16 protein-coding genes are annotated in these 20,801 nt (G+C 64.8%); 5 read left to right on the top strand and 11 right to left on the bottom strand.

The annotated features are described in order from the left end of the window. From ABEA18_RS24680 to ABEA18_RS14805, 3 genes are all read right to left on the bottom strand, one after another. The coding region (locus ABEA18_RS24680) for a helix-turn-helix domain-containing protein (protein WP_425550535.1) at window positions 1-312 on the bottom strand (312 nt) is incomplete at its 3' end. A 90-nt stretch (window positions 313-402) separates the two neighbouring features. Further along, window positions 403-1,554, bottom strand: coding sequence for a resuscitation-promoting factor (locus ABEA18_RS14810; RefSeq protein ID WP_345450230.1), 1,152 nt, complete (start codon window positions 1,552-1,554; stop codon window positions 403-405). 266 nt (window positions 1,555-1,820) lie between these two features. After that, window positions 1,821-2,705 (bottom strand): TatD family hydrolase, encoded by an 885-nt coding sequence (locus tag ABEA18_RS14805; RefSeq protein ID WP_345450228.1) that lies wholly within the window; start codon window positions 2,703-2,705, stop codon window positions 1,821-1,823. Window positions 2,706-2,914: 209 nt separating this feature from the next. Between ABEA18_RS14805 and ABEA18_RS14800 the strand changes: the two genes are divergently transcribed. The 3 genes from ABEA18_RS14800 (at window position 2,915) to ABEA18_RS14790 (ending at window position 8,012) form a co-directional block, all read left to right on the top strand. After that, window positions 2,915-3,991, top strand: a complete 1,077-nt coding sequence (locus tag ABEA18_RS14800; protein ID WP_345450227.1) for an AAA family ATPase — start codon at window positions 2,915-2,917, stop codon at window positions 3,989-3,991. Window positions 3,992-4,014: 23 nt separating this feature from the next. Further along, window positions 4,015-5,433 (top strand): DUF58 domain-containing protein, encoded by a 1,419-nt coding sequence (locus ABEA18_RS14795; protein ID WP_345450225.1) that lies wholly within the window; start codon window positions 4,015-4,017, stop codon window positions 5,431-5,433. Between the two features lie 155 nt (window positions 5,434-5,588). Then, window positions 5,589-8,012 carry a transglutaminaseTgpA domain-containing protein gene (locus ABEA18_RS14790; protein WP_345450224.1) on the top strand — a complete coding sequence of 808 codons (2,424 nt, stop codon included), beginning with the start codon at window positions 5,589-5,591 and terminating at the stop codon, window positions 8,010-8,012. A gap of 277 nt (window positions 8,013-8,289) precedes the next feature. On the opposite strand, the gene ABEA18_RS14785 is transcribed toward ABEA18_RS14790, so the two are convergent. Both ABEA18_RS14785 and rsmI read right to left on the bottom strand, forming a co-directional pair. Beyond that, window positions 8,290-9,771: an NAD-dependent succinate-semialdehyde dehydrogenase gene (locus ABEA18_RS14785; protein WP_345450222.1), complete on the bottom strand. Its 1,482-nt coding sequence runs from the start codon at window positions 9,769-9,771 to the stop codon at window positions 8,290-8,292. Between the two features lie 230 nt (window positions 9,772-10,001). Continuing rightward, window positions 10,002-10,832 carry a 16S rRNA (cytidine(1402)-2'-O)-methyltransferase gene (rsmI, locus tag ABEA18_RS14780; RefSeq protein ID WP_425550537.1) on the bottom strand — a complete coding sequence of 277 codons (831 nt, stop codon included), beginning with the start codon at window positions 10,830-10,832 and terminating at the stop codon, window positions 10,002-10,004. Between the two features lie 161 nt (window positions 10,833-10,993). Here rsmI and ABEA18_RS14775 point away from each other — a divergent pair, with 161 nt between their 5' ends. Next, window positions 10,994-12,640, top strand: a complete 1,647-nt coding sequence (locus tag ABEA18_RS14775; protein WP_345450220.1) for a dolichyl-phosphate-mannose--protein mannosyltransferase — start codon at window positions 10,994-10,996, stop codon at window positions 12,638-12,640. 131 nt (window positions 12,641-12,771) lie between these two features. Here ABEA18_RS14775 and ABEA18_RS14770 read toward each other — a convergent pair whose 3' ends face one another. After that, window positions 12,772-13,941 (bottom strand): TIGR01906 family membrane protein, encoded by a 1,170-nt coding sequence (locus ABEA18_RS14770; RefSeq protein WP_345450218.1) that lies wholly within the window; start codon window positions 13,939-13,941, stop codon window positions 12,772-12,774. A gap of 145 nt (window positions 13,942-14,086) precedes the next feature. Beyond that, window positions 14,087-15,079, bottom strand: coding sequence for a stage II sporulation protein M (locus ABEA18_RS14765; RefSeq protein ID WP_345450216.1), 993 nt, complete (start codon window positions 15,077-15,079; stop codon window positions 14,087-14,089). A gap of 140 nt (window positions 15,080-15,219) precedes the next feature. Here ABEA18_RS14765 and ABEA18_RS14760 point away from each other — a divergent pair, with 140 nt between their 5' ends. After that, window positions 15,220-16,020 carry an RDD family protein gene (locus ABEA18_RS14760; protein ID WP_345450215.1) on the top strand — a complete coding sequence of 267 codons (801 nt, stop codon included), beginning with the start codon at window positions 15,220-15,222 and terminating at the stop codon, window positions 16,018-16,020. Window positions 16,021-16,085: 65 nt separating this feature from the next. Here ABEA18_RS14760 and ABEA18_RS14755 read toward each other — a convergent pair whose 3' ends face one another. From ABEA18_RS14755 to ABEA18_RS14740, 4 genes are all read right to left on the bottom strand, one after another. Further along, window positions 16,086-17,318, bottom strand: a complete 1,233-nt coding sequence (locus ABEA18_RS14755) for a L,D-transpeptidase (protein ID WP_345450213.1) — start codon at window positions 17,316-17,318, stop codon at window positions 16,086-16,088. A 119-nt stretch (window positions 17,319-17,437) separates the two neighbouring features. Then, entirely contained in the window at window positions 17,438-18,799 is a 1,362-nt protein-coding gene (locus ABEA18_RS14750; RefSeq protein ID WP_345450211.1) for a L,D-transpeptidase, read from the bottom strand. Window positions 18,800-18,914: 115 nt separating this feature from the next. Beyond that, window positions 18,915-20,408: an adenosylhomocysteinase gene (ahcY, locus tag ABEA18_RS14745; RefSeq protein ID WP_345450210.1), complete on the bottom strand. Its 1,494-nt coding sequence runs from the start codon at window positions 20,406-20,408 to the stop codon at window positions 18,915-18,917. Window positions 20,409-20,449: 41 nt separating this feature from the next. Continuing rightward, window positions 20,450-20,689 (bottom strand): Trm112 family protein, encoded by a 240-nt coding sequence (locus ABEA18_RS14740; RefSeq protein WP_345450209.1) that lies wholly within the window; start codon window positions 20,687-20,689, stop codon window positions 20,450-20,452. Window positions 20,690-20,801: the final 112 nt, after the last annotated feature.

The following is a 20,801-nucleotide window of genomic DNA, read 5'->3' as shown; positions in this document are numbered from 1 at the left end:
CCGGTACAGGCTGGCCCACTTCTTGATCAGAAGCGGGGACGACAGCTGGAACTCCTGCGCCAAGGCCACCTGGGTCTCTCCAGCCAGAAACCGCTGCACAACAGCGAGTTTGAACTCAAACGAAAACTGCCGCTTGGTTGGCTTGGCCACTAGCGTTGTACCTCCGCGAACTCTCCACCGGTCATATAACCGGCCTACGGCCCGCTTGCTCACCCCTAGCTTTGTGGCAGCGGACTTCGCGCCCCAACCGGTCTCAAACAACGCTACCGCGGCCGCGCGCTGCTCCTCGGACAACGAACTGCTCTTTAACATGAAACTGCTCCCCGTAAGTCAGAACTGAATTCTCAGTCCAACTTTCGGGGAGCAGTTCAAAGATTCCGGACCCGGCCAATTTCATTTCGTTTAGCTGGAAGCTGCCCAGCCACAGCCCCAAGGTCCGAGGCCGCGCTGCGCGTAGACGCGGTTGGCGATGTCAATCTGCTGGGCCTTGCTGGCGGCGGCTGCGTTGGGAGCGTAAGCGCCACCGCCGGAACCGATCCAGGTCTGGATGTCGAACTGCAGGCCACCGTAGTAACCGTTGCCGGTGTTGATGGCCCAGTTCCCGCCGGACTCACACTGTGCAATCTTGTCCCACATTGCCTCGTTCGGCGCGCCGGTAGGTCCTGAGGCAACAGCCGCGGCGGGGGCGGGCTTGGGGCGCTCCTTGGTTCCGACCGTCACCTTCGCGGAGACCGGCTTGACGGTGACGTCAGAGGAGACCAAAGACCGGGAAGCTTCGCGACCATCTACCAGGACGAGCTTGAACGTCTTGCTGAGCAGTCCGAGGACCCCTTCCTGGGTTACGGTCTTCTGGTCGCTGAACTGGGTGGCGTCTTCCGTGGTGACCGTGTCAAAGGGGACGTTCTCCGTCTCGGTGGCGGTCTTGCTGGTGTCCACCCGGGAAACCTTGATCACCATGTTCTGGACAACGGGAGCCGAGTTGGGCTGTGAAACCCGGTCGTTCGCACCGAGCGAGACGCCGGCATCGCTGAGGACGGTTCCCACGTCGGCCGCCGTCGTGGTCTTTGAAGAGCTCTGCCCGTCGACAATCAGGCTGATCGTCTTTGGGGTAAGGATCGAAACGTAGGATCCGGAGACGGCCAGCTGCGTGTCCTTGGGCTGGGAGACGGCCGATGCGCTCGCGACGCCGAGCTCGGAGACGAGGCCTTCGACGTTCGGGGCCGTGGTGTTGACCGTCCGCTGGGCGCCATCAAGGCTGACCGTTACGGCCTTGGCCAGATTGACGTTGATGATGGAGCCGTTCTGCACCGAGGTGTCCAAGGCCGGGGAAACCCGGTCCTCAGCCTTCAGATCAACCTTGGCCGCCTTGACCACCTGGTCAACGGTGTTGCCGAAGGTCTGGACGGAACTCACTTTGCCGTCGACGTTGAGGGTGACTGATTTGTTGTTGCCCGTAAAAGCAACTACTCCCAGCACCAGTGCCAAAAGCACCAGCAGCTGCGCACCGACCTTGACGAAACTGAACTTGCCGCCCGTGGTGAAGAACTTGACCATGTTTGCCCGTAACTTTTGGACCATCCGGGCACGGGGAAAAGCGCACAAGGGCCTCCTGCCGCGGTCCCGGGTGCAGGCCGAAGCATGCGTGAGGACTGCAGCGGAGTTGTGCGCCGCCACACTCAATTCAACTGAAAACACCAATTGCGAACGGAGTTAGTTGTCCGAAGGCCTTCCCCGACCCCGGCTACTGGTTACCCACTGTAACCGAAGCGTTATAAAGTGACCAAGATTTTTACATACTGGGTATGCAGCGCGAATGCTGCTTAGTCCCAGGATCCATAGGTGGCGATGGTGTTTTGGGCCAGTTGCGAGCACAGCAGGGATAGCTCCGTTCCGGTCACTTCGGCCATGGAACGGACGGTGTACGGCACCATGTAGCTCGCGTTCGGACGGCCCCGGTAAGGGTGCGGCGTGAGGAACGGGGAGTCCGTCTCGACGAGCACCAGCTCCGGATCCGCGATGGCCAGCGCGTCCCTCAGATTTGCGGCGTTCTTGAAGGTCATGGTGCCCGCAAAGGACATGTACCAGCCGTTCAAATTACAGATCCGTGCGAGCTCTTCATCGCCCGAGAAGCAATGGAACACCACCCGCCCGGGGGCCCCCTCCTCCCGGAGAACCTGGACCACGTCGTCGTGGGCGTCACGGTCGTGGATCTGGAGGGTGAGGTCCAGTCTCTTCGCAATATCGATGTGGCGGCGGAACGAATGGCGCTGATGCACCAGGCCGTCGCCATGGGTGCGGAAGAAATCAAGCCCGGTTTCACCGATCGCACGGACCCTCGGATGGGCCGCCAGCTCCTCGATTTCCGCGAGCGCCGATTCCAGCTCTCCGCGGCCCGCGTAAACGGGGGCATCGTTGGGGTGGATGGCGACAGCTCCAAGGAGCCGCCGGTCCGCGTCAAGCGCCTGGACCGTGAACCGCGATGACTCGAGGTCGCAACCTACCTGCACCGCGCCCTGGACACCTACGGCTTCGGCTGCGTCCAGGGCATCCGCCACCGCGACTTCGAGCAGTCCGTGCCGGAAGTCGAGGTGCGTGTGGTTATCGATCACGGGGACCGGCAGCGGTTCGGGAGCAGGCGGGTATTCTTTGCGGGAATCGCCGGTTTCAGGCGCGCGGTAGGAGGCCGGCGGGAGGGAATTGCACATGGATCCACCCTATCTTTCCCTGCTGATGCCTTCCTGATCGCTCACGTATTCCTCCCTGATCACCCCTGTATCCCTCCTGCATCTCTCCCTGTGGGATATGCCTCTGTCTGCGGCGGCCCTAGGCTGGGTAGTCTGGTACAAAAGGCGGTAAATCCCGGCCAGGGCACCGCGGCCCGGCCGGGGTTCTGTCATGGCTGAGGGGATTGTCCATGGACTCAAAGCGACACGGCACCGTTGATGAAGAGTTGCTACGGGACGAGGCCGTGGTTGCCTTGCCGCCTGAGCGCGAGTCCTTCAATGGGCACAAGCCGACGGTCATGGATCCTGAGCAATTCCACGCTGCCAGCGAGAAAATCCTGGCGGCCATCAACAAAGTCATCGACGGCAAAGCCGAGGCCGCCAAGCTTGCCCTCACCGTGCTCCTCGCCCAAGGCCACCTGTTGGTGGAGGACGTGCCCGGTGTCGGCAAGACGCTGCTCGCCAAGACCCTCGCCCGGACCATCGATTGCAAGGTCAGCCGGATCCAGTTCACCCCGGACCTCCTTCCGTCGGACGTCACCGGCGTCTCCATCTACAACCAGTCCTCAAGGCAGTTCGAGTTCCGGATGGGTGCGGTGTTCGCCAACATCGTGATCGGAGACGAAATCAATCGCGCCTCCGCCAAGACGCAGTCGGCCCTCCTCGAATGCATGGAGGAACACCAAGTGACGGTGGACGGCCATTCGTACCAGCTGGGCGAACCGTTCATGGTTGTCGCGACGCAGAACCCCATCGAAATGGAAGGAACGTACCCGCTGCCGGAGGCGCAGCGGGACCGTTTCATGGCCCGCATCTCGATGGGCTACCCGGACAAGCTCTCCGAGATCGAGATGCTCGAGACGCATCAGGCGGTTTCACCCCTCGCCAAAGTCACGCCGGTGGTCACTTCCGCGGACGTCGCCGCGATGATCGCCGCGGTGCAGCAGGTTTACGTTTCGCAGTCCGTCAAGGAATATACGGTTGCCCTAGGCCGGGCCACCCGGGACAGCGCCCGCCTGCGCCTCGGAGCCAGCCCGCGCTCCCTCTTGCAACTGCTGCGGGCGGCCAAAGCGACGGCCGCCCTTGACGGAAGGGATTTCGTCCTTCCCGACGACGTCATTTCCGTCGCCGAGTCCGTGCTGGCACACCGCATCATCCTTGACCGCAAGGCCGCGAGTTCCGGTGATACACCACAGAGCATCATCCGGGCCATCCTGGCCTCCCTCCCGGTAAGCCAAGACGCTGGCGCGGAACGCCGCGGCAGCTAGGGAGAGCGAACGAGGGGGCAGGCATGGCACTGATCGATCTACTTCCGAAGCATCTGTTCACTACCCGTGGCTGGGGCTTGCTGGCCAGCGGTGTGGGTTTCTTGCTGCTTGCCCAGATCATGGGCAGGCGGGATCTGTTGGCCCTCGGGATCCTGCTGCTGGTGCTGCCGCTGGTATCGCTTGCCGGCGTCCGCATCCTCAAGCCGCGTTTCCAGGTGTTCCGCGAATTCCATCCTTCTTCCGTGGAGACTTCCTCCACGGCCACGGTGCGCTTGGCAGTTGCGCGGACCGGCGCAGCGGCCGGGCCGGTGATCATGGAGGAGCAGTTGCCGCCGCGCTTCGGCGAACCTCCGGCCTTTCGCTTTCCCGCCCGTGCCGCTTCCGGCGGCACCAGCCGCTATGAGTACCACTTGCGCTCCGGCAAGCGCGGCCAGTTCAGGATCGGTCCGGTCACGGCCGAGTTCTGCGATCCCTTCGGATTGTCGCTGCACCAGCACGAGATCGATGACGGCGACATCCTCACCGTGACGCCCGCCGCCGTCGAACTCCCCGCCACAGGCCTGGCCGGTGCACGCGGAAACGACGGCGTGACGGCCACGCGGATCCGCGCCAATCCCAGCGACGACGATGTGATGACCCGCGAATACCGGCATGGCGACCCCATGCGGCGCGTCCATTGGGCCGCGACGGCGCGGCACGGTGAACTCATGGTGCGGCAGGAGGAATCCGTCACCACGCCCGAGGCAACCATCATCCTGGACCAGCGCTATTCCGCTTTCGTGTCGGGCTCGGCCGCGGTCTTCGGCCCCGCGCACGAAGACGCTTTTGAACTGGTGAGCAGTGAGAACTTCGAATGGGTCGTGACGGCAGCGATGTCGATCAGCGCCCACCTTGCCGATCGCAACTATTCGCTGCGTTTCCTCGATGCCGCCGGACACCCCGCATTTCGCACATCCCGCTCCGCGCCGTATCCCGAAACCGAGGAATTCAGCGGTGTGGGAGGCCTGCAATCCATTGCCGAAAGCCTCGCCGCCATCCAGCTCAGCGGCCCACGGCATGTCCACGGCGAGCGCAGCCGCAAAGAAGCCGCCGTCGTCGAGGGTGCCGAGGCGCCCTTCGAGGACCATCTCATGGACAAGCTGGCCGCACACCGCCTGCGTGGCCCCGTCCTCGCGTTGCTCGGCAACATGCCGCTCTCCGAGGCCCGAGCGTTGGCGCCGGCCGCCGGCTACGGCGCCAACGCTTTTGCCCTGGTGGTCACCGACCACCCGCACCATGTCCAGCCCGTCATCGAAGCCCTGAAGCTGGGTGGCTGGCGTGCCGTCGCCGTGAGTTCGAGAACGGACCTTACTGCTGCATGGGCCGGTTTCGATCAAGGAGAGATCCTCGCTGCCGCTGCCGCGGCGATGGACGTCCGGCGTGGCGCGGCGGTGCCACGATGACTACTACCTCCAGGAACGGCCCTCCGGGACCGTCCGCGGGCCGGGAGCCGGCAGGGACAAGTGACCCTGCCTCCCGCGGTCAGGGAAGTGCCCATGGTCCGGGAAGGGCGCCCCGCGCCCGGCGGAAACCAGGCCCCGGAGCCTACCCTTGGGCAATGTCTGCGGCCATCGCCGTCGCAGTGCTCGGAGCCTCGCTCTCGCTCAACGGGGTTTTCAGGGGTTGGGCCTGGCTGGTTCCCGCCATCACCACGGTGTTTGTCGTCGGATTGACCTTGGCGGTCCTGCGCGCCTTGAGGGTCCACCCTGTGCTCACCACTTTGGGCGGCCTGCTCGCCTTGGTGTTTATCCTCGACTTCACGTTCTTCCGGCCGGAAAGCATCGCGGGCTTCATTCCCTCCGGCGCGACCCTTGACACGCTGGGCCAGTTCCTCAAACGGGCCGGCGAAACCGTGGTCTCGGAGACGGCACCCGTCTCACCGAACGCAGGAATCGTGTTCGTCGCCTGCACGGCCCTGGGCTTGGTTGCTGTACTCGTCGACACCCTGGCGGTCCCGCTCGGCCTGCCTGCGACGAGCGGCTTGGGCCTGCTGGTTGTCCTCGTGTTCCCGGCGACCATCAAGCCGCAAGGCGGCGGGCTGCCCGGATTCCTCGCTGCCGCCGTCGGCTTCATTCTGATCCTGGGTTGCAGCCAGTGGTTCGCGCCGGACTCGCGGTTGCAAACTGACAACGCCCATGGCACGGGGCAGCTCAAACGATCCATGGTGATCGGTGGCGTGGCCCTGGCCCTGGGGCTCCTGTTGCCGTTGGCGGTTCCTGGGTTCGAGCGCGGGACGTTTCCGGTCGGTTCACGGCTGAATCCCTGGGGCGTCTCCAACGGCCTGAACCCCATGATCACGCTCGGCAACAGCCTGCGGAATCCCACCGGCGACGGCAGCATTACCTATGCCACGAGTTCCACGGCCCCGGTCTACTTGCGCTCCGTCACCATTGACAAGTTCGACGGCGACACTTGGGCACCGGACGACCGCGAAGCCTCGCGGCGCATAGGGCCGGGCCGGATGGCGCCGGACTACCCGCTCCCGTCCGAGCTGGTGCGCCAAGTGACGGTTGTCGACACCGGGCAGTTCACCAGTCCGTACCTGCCGGTCCCCTATGCCCCAACAGCCGTCAACGGTTTGGGCGGACGCTGGTCGTGGGATCCGGCGACGCTCAGCATCCGCGGCGAGGACGGAACCACGAGGAGCCAGCAGTACACGGTGTATTCCGCGCTGCCGGCCCTGACCTCAGCAACGTTGAGCCAGGACAACGCCAAGCCCACGTCCATCTCGCAGGATTTCATCCAGTTGCCAAGCAATGTTCCGGACATTGTGAAAAACACCGCCAAGACAGTGACGGCCGGCGCCAACGGCAACTATGCCAAGGCGATGGCGATCCAGGACTATCTGCGCTCGTCCCAGTTCAGCTACTCCCTGCAGGCTCCGGTCCAGGGCGGTTATGACGGCAACGGCATGTCAGTGCTGGCCGATTTCCTGCAGCAGAAGAGCGGCTATTGCGTGCACTTCGCCTCTGCGATGGCCGTCATGGCGCGGCTGGAGGGAATCCCGAGCCGCATCGCCGTCGGCTACGCGCCGGGCCATGCCACAGGGGCCACAGTTGCTGTGGCGGGACAGGAACCGCTGCCGGAGTACCAGGTGGATGCCCGTGATGCCCACGCCTGGCCCGAGCTCTATTTCGAGGGAGTCGGTTGGGTCGCCTTCGAACCAACCCCTTCCCGCGGCGTCGTTCCGCCCTACGCGAGCGAGGCTGCCGCAGCGGGCGGCCCGAGCACGAACCTGCATGACGAAAACCTGACCCCGGGATCCTCGACCCCCGCGCCGAGCACCGGTGCTGTACCGCCCGTTGCGGGTCCGGGAGTCGGATCAGGCACGGCCAGCGGCTCCGCGACGATTCTGTACGTCACCGCGGCCGCGCTTCTTCTGGCGGTATTGGCAGCCTCCCCTCGGCTGGTCCGCTCCGGCATCCGGGCTCGGCGCCTGAGGCCGGCCACGCAGCCCGGTTCGGGAGGCACAACCGGCCCGGCCCCGCCCCGGGATGGCCCCGTCCTGGCATGGGCTGAGCTGCAGGACCTCGCCACGGATTACGGTGTACCGCCCGTGCCCAGCGAAACGCCGCGGCATTTCGCGGCCCGATTGAGCAGCTCAGTTGCGCTCAGAGGGCCGGCGGCGGCAGCGTCGCCGTCGGGAGCCGCCGACGACGCCGGCCAGCACGCCCTTGCATCGCTCACCGGCGACTTCGAACGGCAGCGTTATGGTCCCCCGGCGGGCATCCCGGCGAATACTACAGCGGAGGAAGCTAACCCGGCCGGGGACCGTATCGCGGCTGTCCGGGCCGCGTTCCGGCGCAACGCCTCCTGGTTCGCGGTCTTCCGCGCGGACTGGTTCCCGCCGTCCTTGATGTCCCGTTGGTTCCAGCTCTTGTGGTCACCTTTCCGCTGGCTGGGTGGCATTTCCTCCGCGGCAGCACGCCGCGCGGCAGCATTCGTGCAGAGACTGTTCGGCTCCATCCGCTGGCGGCGCTGACCCAACTACTCCCCACCGCCCCCCTCGCCTCGCAAGTCCCCACCGGCTCCCAGCCTTCGCAAGCTCAGGCAGGGGCCCTCGCCGGCCGGGCCCCTCGGCCAGGGAACCCTGGCGGCGTGGGCCCACGCAGTAGATGTCGTTATGGGCGCCGAAACCGACAACAACTGCGACTCAGTTGGGTGAAACGGCAAAGGCAGGGCACCGGAACCCAAAGGATCAGTGCCCTGCCTTCATTCAACGGCAGTTCCCCGTTGCGAGAGGTCTGCCGAAGGCTTTGCTAGTCGGCGTAAGGATCCGCGATGCCGACGTACTGCGTGGTGAGGTATTCCTCGATGCCTTCGAAACCGCCTTCACGGCCCAGGCCGGACTGCTTCACGCCGCCGAAAGGCGCTGCGGCGTTCGAGATGACGCCGGCGTTGAGGCCGAGCATGCCGGTCTCGATCCTTTCGCTGACGCGCAGTCCACGGTTCAGGTCCTTGGTGTAGACGTAGGCAACCAGGCCGTATTCGGTGTTGTTGGCCAGCTTGATCGCTTCGTCTTCGCTCTTGAAGGTGATGATCGGGGCCACCGGTCCGAAGATCTCTTCCTTCAGGATGCGGGCGTCCGCGGACACGTTCTTGAGCACAGTGGGCTGGTAGAAGTAGCCCGGGCCGTCCACCGGGGCACCGCCGGTGACGGCGATCGCGCCGTTGGCAACTGCGTCGGACACGAGGGCATGCACGCCGTTGCGGGCCTTGCCGTCGATCAGCGGGCCGACCGTGGAGTCCGGCTCGGTGCCGCGCGCGGTGTTCAGCGCCGAGATCTTGGCAGCGAACTTGTCGGCGAAGGCGTCGGCGATGGAGTCGTGCACAATGAAGCGGTTGGCTGCGGTGCAAGCCTCGCCCATGTTGCGCATCTTCGCCGCGACAGCGCCTTCCACGGCCTTGTCCAGGTCGGCGTCCTCGAAGACCACGAACGGTGCGTTGCCGCCGAGTTCCATGGAGCTGCGGAGGACTTTGTCGGCGGCTTCGCGCATGAGGGACTGCCCGACAGCAGTGGAACCTGTGAAGGAGATCTTGCGAAGGCGGTCGTCCTTGATGAGGGGCCCGGTGACTGCGCCTGCCGTGGAGGTCTGGATGACGTTGAGCACGCCTGCGGGGAGGCCGGCTTCCTGCATGACCTGCGCGAAGAGCAGGCTAGTCAGCGGGGTCAGGTTGGCGGGCTTGAGCACCATGGTGCAGCCGGCGGCGACCGCGGGGGCAATCTTGCGGGTAGCCATGGCCAGCGGGAAGTTCCACGGGGTGATCAGCAGGCAGGGACCAACAGGCTTCTTCTGGACCAGGATGCGGTTCTTGCCGTCCGGGGCCGCGGAGTAGCGGCCGCTGACGCGGACGGCTTCCTCGGAGAACCAGCGCAGGAACTCCGCGCCATAAGCTACTTCGCCGCGGGCTTCGGCCAAGGGCTTGCCCATTTCCAGGGTCATGAGCAGTGCGAAGTCTTCGGCGCGTGCCGTGACAAGTTCGAACGCTCGCCGCAGGATTTCGCCACGCTCGCGGGGAGCGGTACGGGCCCAGGAGGCCTGGACGGCAGCAGCAGCGTCCAGCGCCGCGGCACCGTCCTCTACTCCGGCGTCGGAGATGCTCAGGAGCACCTTGCCCGTGGAGGGATCCTCGACGTCGAACGTCTTGCCGGATGCCGCAGGCAGCCACTGGCCGTTGATGAGCAGCCCCGTGGGAACGGAGGCGAGAAGTTCGCTTTCGCGATCGGCGGTAACAGTCACAGTGACTCCTTCGTCAGTCGGTGCACGTTGTAGAGATGCACCAACACTTGATTTTTGTGGAATTACTGTCACGGTACTGCCCGCCGCGAAGCAGTGTCTACGCCTTCGCGCACTGCCGCGGGAGCAAGAGTTTGTGCAGTTGCACAGCCTCAGCTTGGGCGGAAGCTAACGCGCGGAGAGCCCCGACCTACCGCGCCGCGAGCACGGCAGACCGCGCCGCGAGCACGGCCCTAACGCGCCGCGAGCACAGCAGAGTACAGCTCGCGCTTGCTGACGCGAGCGTCTTCGGCCACTGCGGCCACCGCTTCCTTGAGCCTGACGCCCTTGGCGATGAGTTCATTGACCGCGGCAACATGGTCCTCTGGCGTGCCCGGCGCCTGTTCGGGGGCGCCAGCCACGACGACGGCAATTTCGCCGCGAACCTCGTTGTTTTCAGCCCACTCGAGCAGTTCGCGGACGGTTCCCCGGATGACTTCCTCGTAGGTCTTCGTCAACTCGCGGCACACGGCGATGCGCCGGTCCGAACCGAACCGCTCGTGAAGGGCACGGAGCATTGGCTCGAGCCGGTGTGGTGCCTCGAAGAACACCATGGTCCGGCGTTCGTTGCCGAGGTCCGCAAGCCGGGAGCTGCGTTCGCCGGCTTTGCGGGGAAGGAATCCCTCGAAACAGAACCGGTCCGTGGGCAGCCCCGATAGCGCGAGGGCAGTCAAGACGGCGGACGGGCCGGGGAAAGCTGTGACGAACAGCCCTGCTGCCACGGCTCCCTCCACGAGGCGGAAGCCGGGGTCGGACACCGCGGGCATTCCGGCGTCGCTCACCATGATGATGGTCTTGCCCGCCCGTACGTGATCCAGCAGTTCCTCGGTCTTGGCGGCCTCGTTGTGCTCGTGGTAGCTGATGACCCGGCCGGACACTGTGATGCCGAGTGACTGGACCAAACGATGCAGGCGCCGGGTGTCCTCCGCGGCGACGATGTCTGCCGTCTGCAACAGCTCGATGAGCCGGCTGGAGGCATCGCCGACGTTGCCGATGGGAGTGGCGGCCAGCACTATCCGGCCCACGCCGTCGGGCAGGGCGGGCAGGGCCTTTGTCTCGAGGGACTCCGCCGAGTCGGGAACGGTGGTTTCATCCGGGGAGCTCAGCTGTTCAGTCACCCAACAAGCCTAATGCCCCGGCTGCCGCTTTCAGGGAGCTACCGGCGGCAAAAGGTAGCATGGGCTGAGTGACCGATACCTCCGTGCGCCCCGCCCCGCAAACCTGGTTGATACGGCCCCGGGAGGCTTTCACAGCCGAGGCACTGCGGACGCGGCTCATTGGCAGCATCCAAAGCTGGCGGGATTATCCGCCGTCCTTGAGGCTGTGGTTCTGGCTGATCCCCACTATCACTGCCGTGATCGGCGGGATCCTGCGTTTTGTCCGCCTCGACGCACCGCACAGCCTCGTTTTCGACGAGACCTACTACGTCAAGGATGCCTACTCGCTCCTGGTCAGCGGATACGAGCGGAGCTGGCCGGACAAGGCCAACGATGCCTTCAACGCAGGCAACCCCAACGTCCTCCTCAACTCCCCCGAGTACGTGGTGCATCCCCCCGTAGGGAAATGGATGATCGCGTTCGGGATGTGGCTATTTGGCTCGGACAATTCCTTCGGCTGGAGGTTTTCCGCGGCCCTGACGGGCACTCTCTCGATCGCCCTGATCGCCCTGATCGCCCTGAAGCTGTTCCGTTCCCACATTCTGGGCGCGGCTGCCGGGCTGTTGCTCGCCGTCGACGGCCACCACTTGGTCATGTCGCGGACGTCCCTGTTGGACATCTTCCTGATGTTTTGGCTGCTCGCAGCCTTTGGCGCCCTGCTGATGGATCGCGACGACGGACGGCGACGGCTGGCGGCACGGCTTGCCGCCCTGGCAGGCGCCTCCAAGGACGGCCGGCCGACGGCGTTGCACCTCGCCTCGGGGCCGTGGCTCGGATTCCGCTGGTGGCGGCTGGCGGCCGGTGTGTGCCTCGGCTTGGCGGTCGGAACCAAGTGGTCGGCGCTGTTCTTCGTCGTCGCTTTCGGCCTGTTGACCGTGTTCTGGGACATGAGCGCGCGGCGCATTGCGGGCATCCGGAGTTGGCCCAGCGCCGGGATCATCAAGGACGGCATTCCGGCGTTCTTCACCATGATCCCGGTGGCCGGAGCCGTGTACCTGTCGACGTGGACCGGCTGGTTCCTTTCCAAGGACGCCTACTATCGGCACTGGGCGGATACGAATCCCTCCGACACATGGGGATGGATTCCCGGGCCGCTGCGCTCCTTGGCGTACTACCACATGGAGGCTTACAACTTCCATCAGGGCCTCAGTTCGCCGCACCCGTATTCGGCGAGCCCGTGGACCTGGCTCGTCATGGGGCGGCCCACATCGTTCTACTATGAGTCCCCCAAGCAGGGAACCCCCGGCTGCGATCTGCCCAATTGCACTTCGGCGATCCTGTCCGTCGGCAACCCGGTGATCTGGTGGGGTGCCACGGTTGCGCTTTTCGTGGTGTTGTTCTGGTGGGCGGGCCGGCGCGACTGGCGGGCCGGGGCCATCCTGGCCGGCGTCGCCGCCGGGTATTTGCCGTGGTTCATGTATCCGGAGCGCACCATGTTCTACTTCTATGCGCTTTCCTTCGAGCCTTTCCTCGTGCTGGCTCTCGTCTATGGATTGGGACTGGTGCTCGGCAAGAGCGGGGCTCCTCCGTGGCGCCGCCGCTCAGGCCTGTACGTGGTGGGCCTTGTGGTGGTCCTTGCCGTGCTGTTGTCGGCGTTCTTCTATCCGGTGTGGACGGCAGAAGTGATCAGCTACCAGGACTGGCGCATGCGTATGTGGATGCCGTCCTGGATCTAAGGGCCTGCCCGGAAGGTCAGGACGGCACGCGCACAAAGAAGCGGCACGCGCACAAAGAAGCGGCCCGCGCACAAAGAAGCGGCCCGCCCGGGATATTCCGGGCGGACCGCTTCTTCGTTCTTGCTGCGGTGCTACTTCTCCGGCGTGCCGGCCTCCGCGCGGACCTCCGGGTCGGTATCCACACTGTCGTCCGCAGCGGCTTCGTTCTTGGCAGAAAGTCCGCGACGACGGCGGGTGGGCCAAGTGAAGATGAGGGTCAGCAGGGCCGTGATGAAGACCAAGGCACCGATCGCAATTCCGGAGTCCATCCAGTACTGTCCCGGGAACAAGCGGATCAACGTGTCGTCGAGTGCAAAGGTCCAGGTACCGTTGGCGAAGAAGATGTGATGGAAGTCCGTGAAGAACTGCTGCCAGCCCAGTGCCGCAAGCGTGCCCAGTCCCAGGATGAGGACCAAGGTGACGATCGAACCGGCAAAGAGTCCGCGGCGGATCCCGCCCGTGCTTCGTTTGCGCAGATAGATCATCGCGATGATGCCAATGATGATCATGAGGGCGCCGGCACCGAATGCGGAGAGCATCACGGTCTTGACATCGGCCATGTGGGAAACTTCGCCCTCTTTGAACAGCTTCTCGCCGTTATGGTTGACAAGCTCGCCCAAGTAGCGCGGCCCGGACCAGTTGCTGAGATAGTCCAGGGCATAGGAACCATACGTCATCCGGTCATCGGCATTGAAGCCATAGCCGTCTCCGGGAAAGCCCGGCCGGTAATACTCCACCCACAGGAACAACGGGCTCGCGACGGCGCGGATTGCCAGCACCAGGAGGACCACCGGGTAGAAGACGGCGAGCAGGACCTGGAAAATCCGGGGCGCCAGCGGCTTGGCGTTGGCGGCCTGCTCCCGCTCGTGGTTGCGGCGTTCCACTTCGGCTTCCGGCGGGCGGACCTGAAGGGCCGACGTCGGGAGAGGCTCTGCGAAGAGGGCCGGTTCCGGCCCGGCCTCCGCAGCCTCAGCGGCTTTGCGGTCTGCCCGGCTCTCCGGCTGTTGTGCTGCGACGGGCCGTTCAGCGAGAGGCCGTGCACCTTCGCCTGCAACTGCGCCTGACGCGGACCCAGCTCCCTGTTTGCCTTCTTCTGGCACGCGCTCCGCCGAAGAGTTCCGTGCTCCGTCAGCGGCCCCTGCCGGGCGTACGTCAGCGGCCGCGGACTTGGGGGCGGGCTTCATCCATTCGAAGGCCGGCTCGTCGCCGTCGTCGTGGATATCCGCGTCCGGGTCTTTGGGGATCGGGCTCTTCTCGGTCACTTGGATTCACTTCCGTAGGATTCACATGCCGGAGCAGGAACGGTCCGCTGGCAATCTTCTCTGCCTTCGAGCCTACCGTCAGCCCTCGCGGAGAGACGATGAGCCACCCCGGCGAACGTCGGATTGCGGCCGGACCCGGGTGCCGTCAGGCGCCTATCTCCCGGTAACCGGCGTCGTTTGCGTCAAGGTCGCCAGTGGCGCCGGCACGGAATGCCCGCCCGCCCAGCACCAAGGCATAGACCCAGTATGCCGCGAGAACGAGCGAACCGATCAGGATCTTGGCCCACACGGGAAGCGGGCTCGGCGTCACAAACGCCTCGACGAGTCCGGAAACGAACAGGACAAGCACCAGGCCGAGGGCCACCGTGATCAGGGAACGCCCTTCTTCCGCCACTGCCTGCATTCTGCGCCGCGGGCCCGGGGAAACCATGGCCCAGAAAATGCGGAGGCCGCCCGCCGAGGCAATGAAGACGGCCGTCAACTCCATGAGGCCGTGCGGGAGGATGTAGCTGAAGAACACGTCCATCTTGCCCGTGGCGGCAAACACGCCCGCTGCGACTCCCAGGCCCTGTGCATTCGCGAACAGCGTGTAGGGCACCCAGAAACCGGTGATGCCCAAGGCCACGGCCTGCGCCCCTATCCAGGCATTGTTGGTCCAGACGGCACCGGCAAAGGACGCAGCGGGGTTCTCGGAGTAGTAGCCGACGAAGTCATGATCGACGTATTGCTTCACGGCAGTGCTGCTTCCGAGGGCCCTCAAGGCGTCCGCAGACGTTCCGATCCAGAGGGCGTAGGCGCCGGCCACAAGGCAGAAGAAAACCCCGCACCAGACCGTGAGCCAGCGCAAGCGGTAGAACGCGGCCGGCAGGGACACCACGAAAAAGCGGGCGAGGTCTTCCATGAAATTCGACCTCGCCCCGGTGAAGCGGGTACGGGCCTGGGCGAGGGCCGCCGACAAAGAGGCGGAAAGTGCGCTCTCCGGGGCCACGGACCTGATGAGGGACAAGTGTGATGACACCACTTGGTACAAACGCAGGAGCTCGTCGGCTTCACCACCGTCAAGGCGCCGTTTGTGCGCGAGCTCGTGCAAGCGGGACCATTTTGTCCCGTTCACGACAGAGAAGGCATCCATGTCCACGGCTCCACCCTAATCCCAACCCTCCCCAAACAGTCCCACATCCAAGCAAACCCCTCCTCCGCATCCGTGGCCGCGGTTAGACTCGATCCAGCGGGAGCCGTCCGGTCCTGCAGACGTCGTGGCAATGCTTGGGGGCGGGCTTGAGTTCGATCATTACCGGCGAGGCCGTGGTCCTTGAACTGCGGCCGGCATCGTTCGGGGCGAGGGCACTCGGGCTCATGCTCGACGTCGTCGCTCACGTTGTGTTGCTGTTGGGCCTGTTGTTCCTGCTCGGTATGGCGGCACCCCATGTGGACGTGGCCGCGGGCCGCGCGATTGCCTTGTCCAGCGTGGTGCTGTGCCTCGTAGTGGTCCCCGTGGCGGTGGAAACGCTGAGCCGCGGCCGCTCGCTGGGCAAGCTGGCTACAGGGCTCCGGATTGTGCGCGACGACGGCGGATCCATCCGCTTCCGGCACGCGGTGATCCGCGGGTTGATCGGCTTCCTGGAGATCTACGCGACGTTCGGCGGATTGGCCATTGCCGTGGCACTGTTCAATGACAAGTCGAAGAGGCTCGGAGACGTTGTGGCCGGAACCTATTCGCTCAGGCAGCGCGTTCCCGCTGAACCCAAAATCCTCCCCTATGCCCCTCCGTACCTGCAGGCGTGGGTGGGACTCGCGGATATCGGCAGGGTCCCGGACGGCATGGCGCGGCGGGCATCACAGTTCGTCCAGCAGGCCTGGCGGATGGCGCCGGACTCGCGCGCCCACATGGCCGCGGCCCTCGCGAGCGAATTGGCGGCTTACGTCGCCCCATCGCCGCCGCCCGGAACGACGCCGGAAGGCTACCTGCACGCGGTTTTGGGCGAGCGGCGAAACCGGGACCTGCAACGGCTGCGCCGCGCAGAACAACGCAGCGCCGCGGTCGGTGATCGACTCAACAGGCTTCCGTTCACGCGCTAGCCAAACGCGCGGCACGCAGCGTGAGCAACGCCGTCGGGCATAACTGCGGCAAGTCCCGGCAGCGCTCAGCGCTTCGCGTAGCCGGCCCAGGCGATGTTCCAGTCGCCGAAGCCTTCTAGCGGTTCCACGGCGGGGGCACCGGTGTTCAGTACCTGCACCACGTCCCCCGTACGCATGTTGTTGAAGAACCACGCGGCGTCGGCCGGGAGCAAGCCAACACAGCCATGCGAGACGTTGTACGCGCCGACGGCCCCGTAAGCCGATGGAAGCGCCTGGTGAACGTAGACCCCTGAGTTCGTGAGCCGGTTGGCGTGCTCGACGACGAGCGGTGCGTAGTAGCCTTTGTCACCGGGTTTGAGGCCGATGCTGCCCGCGTTGAACTTGGAGTGGCGCTCCTGCTCCATGATCACGGCGTAGCCGGTGGGTGAGAGCCAATCGGGGCTGCCGAGGGTCACGGGAGCGGTCTTGACGAGCGCGCCGTCGAAATACACCTTCATGGTCTTGGTGGCGTCGTCCACCACCGCTATGCGCTGCGGGCCGGTCGTGAACGTGGCCAAGACGTCCGAGTTGCCGATCATTCCGTTGCCGAAATCCCGGCCGAACAGAGGCATGTCCACTGTGACGCTCGTGTTGGCTGCCCAGAAGGTCTCCGGGAGGATACGAACTTTCCGGTCCGAGTACCAGCGCCAGGCCACCTTCTGGCCCGAGGAGACACTGATCTTCACGGCCTCTTCCATGGCGGCTTTGTCCGCCACGGGCTCGCTGAAGTTGATTTCGATGGGCTGGCCCGAACCCATGACGGCACCGTCGTTGGGAAACACCATGGCGTTGGCCTCGTTGGGCGTGGAAACCGTGGTGAAGGATTGGGTCTTCCGGGTCTCCCGGCCCGCGCCATCAACAACGGTGAAGCCAAAACGGTACTCAGTGTTGAACCCCAAAGGATCCAGCGTGGACCAGGTGCTGCGGTCGGCGCTGATGGCTCCCTTGACGGCCTTGCCACCCGTGGCCGGGACAAGTTCAATGTCCTTCAGCGTGCCGTGCACGGCCTTCACGGATGGCCCGACGGCGGGATTCACTTCGCGGGCACCGTCAAGGGGGGTAATTCCCAGTTCCACTGCCTTGACGACGGCGGACCCCAGTCCGACATCCGTGCGTTGCGGCGATCCCGCTTCTGATTCGACCGCCGTTTGCAGCCAATTCGGGGCGGTCGCAACTCCGATTCCTCCGGCCGCAACTGCGGCACACATCCCCATGATTCCGAGAATCTTCCCGGCTTTGCGCTTCCTTTGCGACGCCACAGCAACTCCACATCCCCCGGCAGAAAGCCAGCCCCCAAGACTGACCCGCCAAGTCTACCGGTGGTACTGATGCGTCCCGGACAGTGCCGAAAGGCGCGCCCTGTTAGTTGGCGTATTGCTCAATTGGCGTATTGGGCCCAAGGGATGTTCCAGTCGCCAAAGCCGTCGTCGAAATTGGCGTAGTCACCTTGGGTATTGACCACCTGGACGACGTCTCCGGTTGTCATGTTGTCGAACACCCATTTCGCACCGTCGGGTCCCAGTCCGATGCAGCCGTGGGAGAGGTTCGTGACACCGATGTACGGCAGGGCCGAGTCGGTGGCCTGGTGGATGAACTCGCCGCTGGGTGTCAAGCGCGTGGCGTAGTTGACGTCAAGCTGTCCGTAGTAGGCCGGATCCCCCGGCTTGAGGCCGATGGTCGAGGCGTCCATGTGCTCTACCCGGTACTTTTCCATGAGCACCAAGTAGCCGCGCGCGGAAGGGAACCTGGTGTCGCCCATGGTGTCCGGCCACTCGCCCACTTGCTGATCGTTGACACTGACCGTGAACGTGTGGGCCACCGCGTCGGCCACCGCCACCTTCTTATCGCCGATCTTGAAGGTGTTCGTCTTGTTGAAGTTGCCGATCTGTCCGTTGCCGAAGTCCACCCCGAACAGCTTGAGGTCCACGGTGACGGTGCTGTTCGCCGCCCAGAAGTTCTCCGGACGGTAACGCACCATGGTGTCGCTGAACCAGTGGAAGGCCCCGACCTGGCCCGACGTGGAGGTCACCTTGATGGCCTTCTCGACGGCGGCTTTGTTGACCACGGGTTCACTGAACGTGAGCTGCAGTGGCTGCGCCACGCCTACCTTCGCCCCGTCCAGGGGGTACATGGCGGCGTCGGCCTCGTTCTGCGTGGAAACCGTCGTGAAGGATCCGGTCTTCGACGTCAGGCGTCCGGCCGCATCCGCAACGGTGTAATTGAAGGTGTAGGAGGAGTTGAACTCGAGGGGCGTGGATGCGGTCCAGCTCAGTCCATCCGGGGTCAACGCGCCATCAACGGTCTTGCCTTGGGCGCTTGTCAGGGACACCCTGACCAGGGTTCCGTCCTTGACGCTGATCGTGACGGGCGCAGCCGGGTTCACCTGTTTGGCCCCGCTCGCGGGCGAGGCAACAACCGTGGCAGGCTTCACGACGGGCAGCACAGCTGCCGCCTCGCTGCGTTCACCTGATGATCCCTCGGACTCGATTGCGGCGCTGGCCGCATGCGGGGCCACTGCGGCGAAAGTGCCGCTGAGCGCGGCAATGAGGCAGACAACCACGATCCAGGCGACCTTACGGAACCGGCTTCGCTTCGTCGGCGTCGGGCCCCAGTGCCCAGTGTCCAAGTGCGTCGTGTCCAAGTGCCGGGCACTGCCGCTGTCTTGCTCAACGTCGAAGAGCCGCGCAGCGTCCACATGCTCGAAAGTGTCCGCTTGCTCGCCGTCGGGATTAAGACCCATTCCTGTTTTCTCCAAAACTCACGCCCCCAAAAGACTCACGCCCCACAGCCGCATCCTAAAGGGTGCGGCTTGATATTGGCTGGGAGCGCGCCTCGGCGCGCCCCAGCCGGTGTACTCAGTACCGGTAGTGTTCCGGCTTGTACGGCCCGGCAACGTCAAGGTCCAGGTATTCCGCCTGTTCCTTGCTGAGCTCGGTTAGTTCCACGCCCAAAGCATCCAGGTGCAGGCGGGCGACCTTCTCATCGAGGATCTTGGGCAGCACGTAGACCTGGTTCGAGTATTCGCGCCTGGCCCCTGGGCCAGAGCCAGTCTGGTCCTTCTTGGTCCACAGCTCGATCTGGGCGATCGTCTGGTTCGCGAAGGAGTTGCTCATGACGAACGAGGGGTGGCCGGTCGCGTTGCCCAGGTTCAGGAGGCGCCCCTCGGACAGCACGATGATCGATCGCTCTTCGCGGCCGTCGGCCGCGGGGAACACCCACTCGTGCACCTGCGGCTTGATTTCCACTTTCTGGACGCCGGGGACCTTTGCCAGTCCGGCCATGTCGATCTCGTTGTCGAAGTGGCCGATGTTGCCCACGATCGCCTTGTTCTTCATGCGGAGCATGTCGGAGGCCATGATGACGTCCTTGTTGCCGGTGGTCGTGATGAAGATGTCGCCCTGCTCCAAGACCGAATCCAGCTTGGCCACCTGATAGCCGTCCATGGCTGCCTGGAGTGCACAGATGGGGTCGATCTCCGTGACGATCACGCGCGAACCCTGGCCGCGGAGCGCCTCAGCGGCGCCCTTGCCGACGTCGCCATAGCCGCAGACGACGGCGACCTTGCCGCCCATGAGGACATCCGTGGCGCGGTTGAGGCCGTCCGGCAGGGAGTGGCGGATGCCGTACTTGTTGTCGAATTTGCTCTTGGTCACCGAGTCGTTGACGTTGATGGCCGGGAACAGGAGCTTGCCCTGTTCGGCAAGCTGGTAGAGACGGTGCACGCCCGTGGTGGTTTCCTCGCTCACGCCACGGATGCCGGCCGCGATGCGGGTCCACTTCTTCGGGTCGGCGGCAAGGCTCTTCCTCAGCACGTCCAGGACGAGTGCATACTCTTCGGGATCGCTTTCCGTGGCGGTCGGCACGGCGCCTGCGGCTTCGAATTCGACGCCCTTGTGGACCAGCAGCGTTGCGTCGCCGCCGTCGTCGAGGATCATGTTGGGGCCCAACTCAGGGTTGGCGTCCGCGCCCGGCCAGCTGAGGATCTGCTCGGCGGTCCACCAGTATTCGTCGAGGGTCTCGCCCTTCCAGGCGAACACGGGAACACCCTGGGGATCCTCGATGGTTCCCTTGCCGACGACGACGGCGGCAGCCGCCTCGTCCTGCGTGGAGAAGATGTTGCACGAGGCCCATCGGACCTCGGCGCCGAGGGCCGTCAGCGTCTCGATGAGCACCGCGGTCTGCACGGTCATGTGCAGGGATCCCGCAATGCGTGCGCCCTTGAGCGGCTGGCTCGGACCGAACTCGGCGCGCAACGACATGAGGCCCGGCATTTCGTGCTCGGCCAGGCGAATCTGGTGACGCCCTGCTTCAGCCAGGGAGATGTCTGCAACCTTGTAGTCGAAAGTCATGGAAGTCCTTTGGAAGTACCGGATGGTCGAGTCAGGCGGGCTCAGGCGTGGCGGGGGCCGTCGTGTTGGCCTGCGTCGTGCTGGTCTGAGGCCGCGGCGTTGGCGGCTGCCAGCAGCTCCGGGGGCAGCAGCAAGGGGATTCCGTCCTGGATGGCATAGCGGAGCTTCTCACCCGAGGCGGAAGCGGCCGTCGTGACAAGTTCCTCGCCGTCCTGCTCCAGCGGGGACCCGGTGACAGGGCACCGCAGGATGGACAACAATTCAGGACTGACCTTTGGCATGGTTGAAGCTCCCTGGATGGCATCTCGCGGACGCCGCTGTGGACAGATATGGCAGCTTCCAGAGTACAACCCGGCGGCGCAGCGCACGGTGTCACAAAGCTTGTCATGCGAG

The sequence above is a fragment of the Arthrobacter gyeryongensis genome (assembly GCF_039543785.1).
GTDB classification, from domain to species: domain Bacteria; phylum Actinomycetota; class Actinomycetes; order Actinomycetales; family Micrococcaceae; genus Arthrobacter; species Arthrobacter gyeryongensis.
This window is presented reverse-complemented; position numbering and strand designations above follow the sequence as displayed.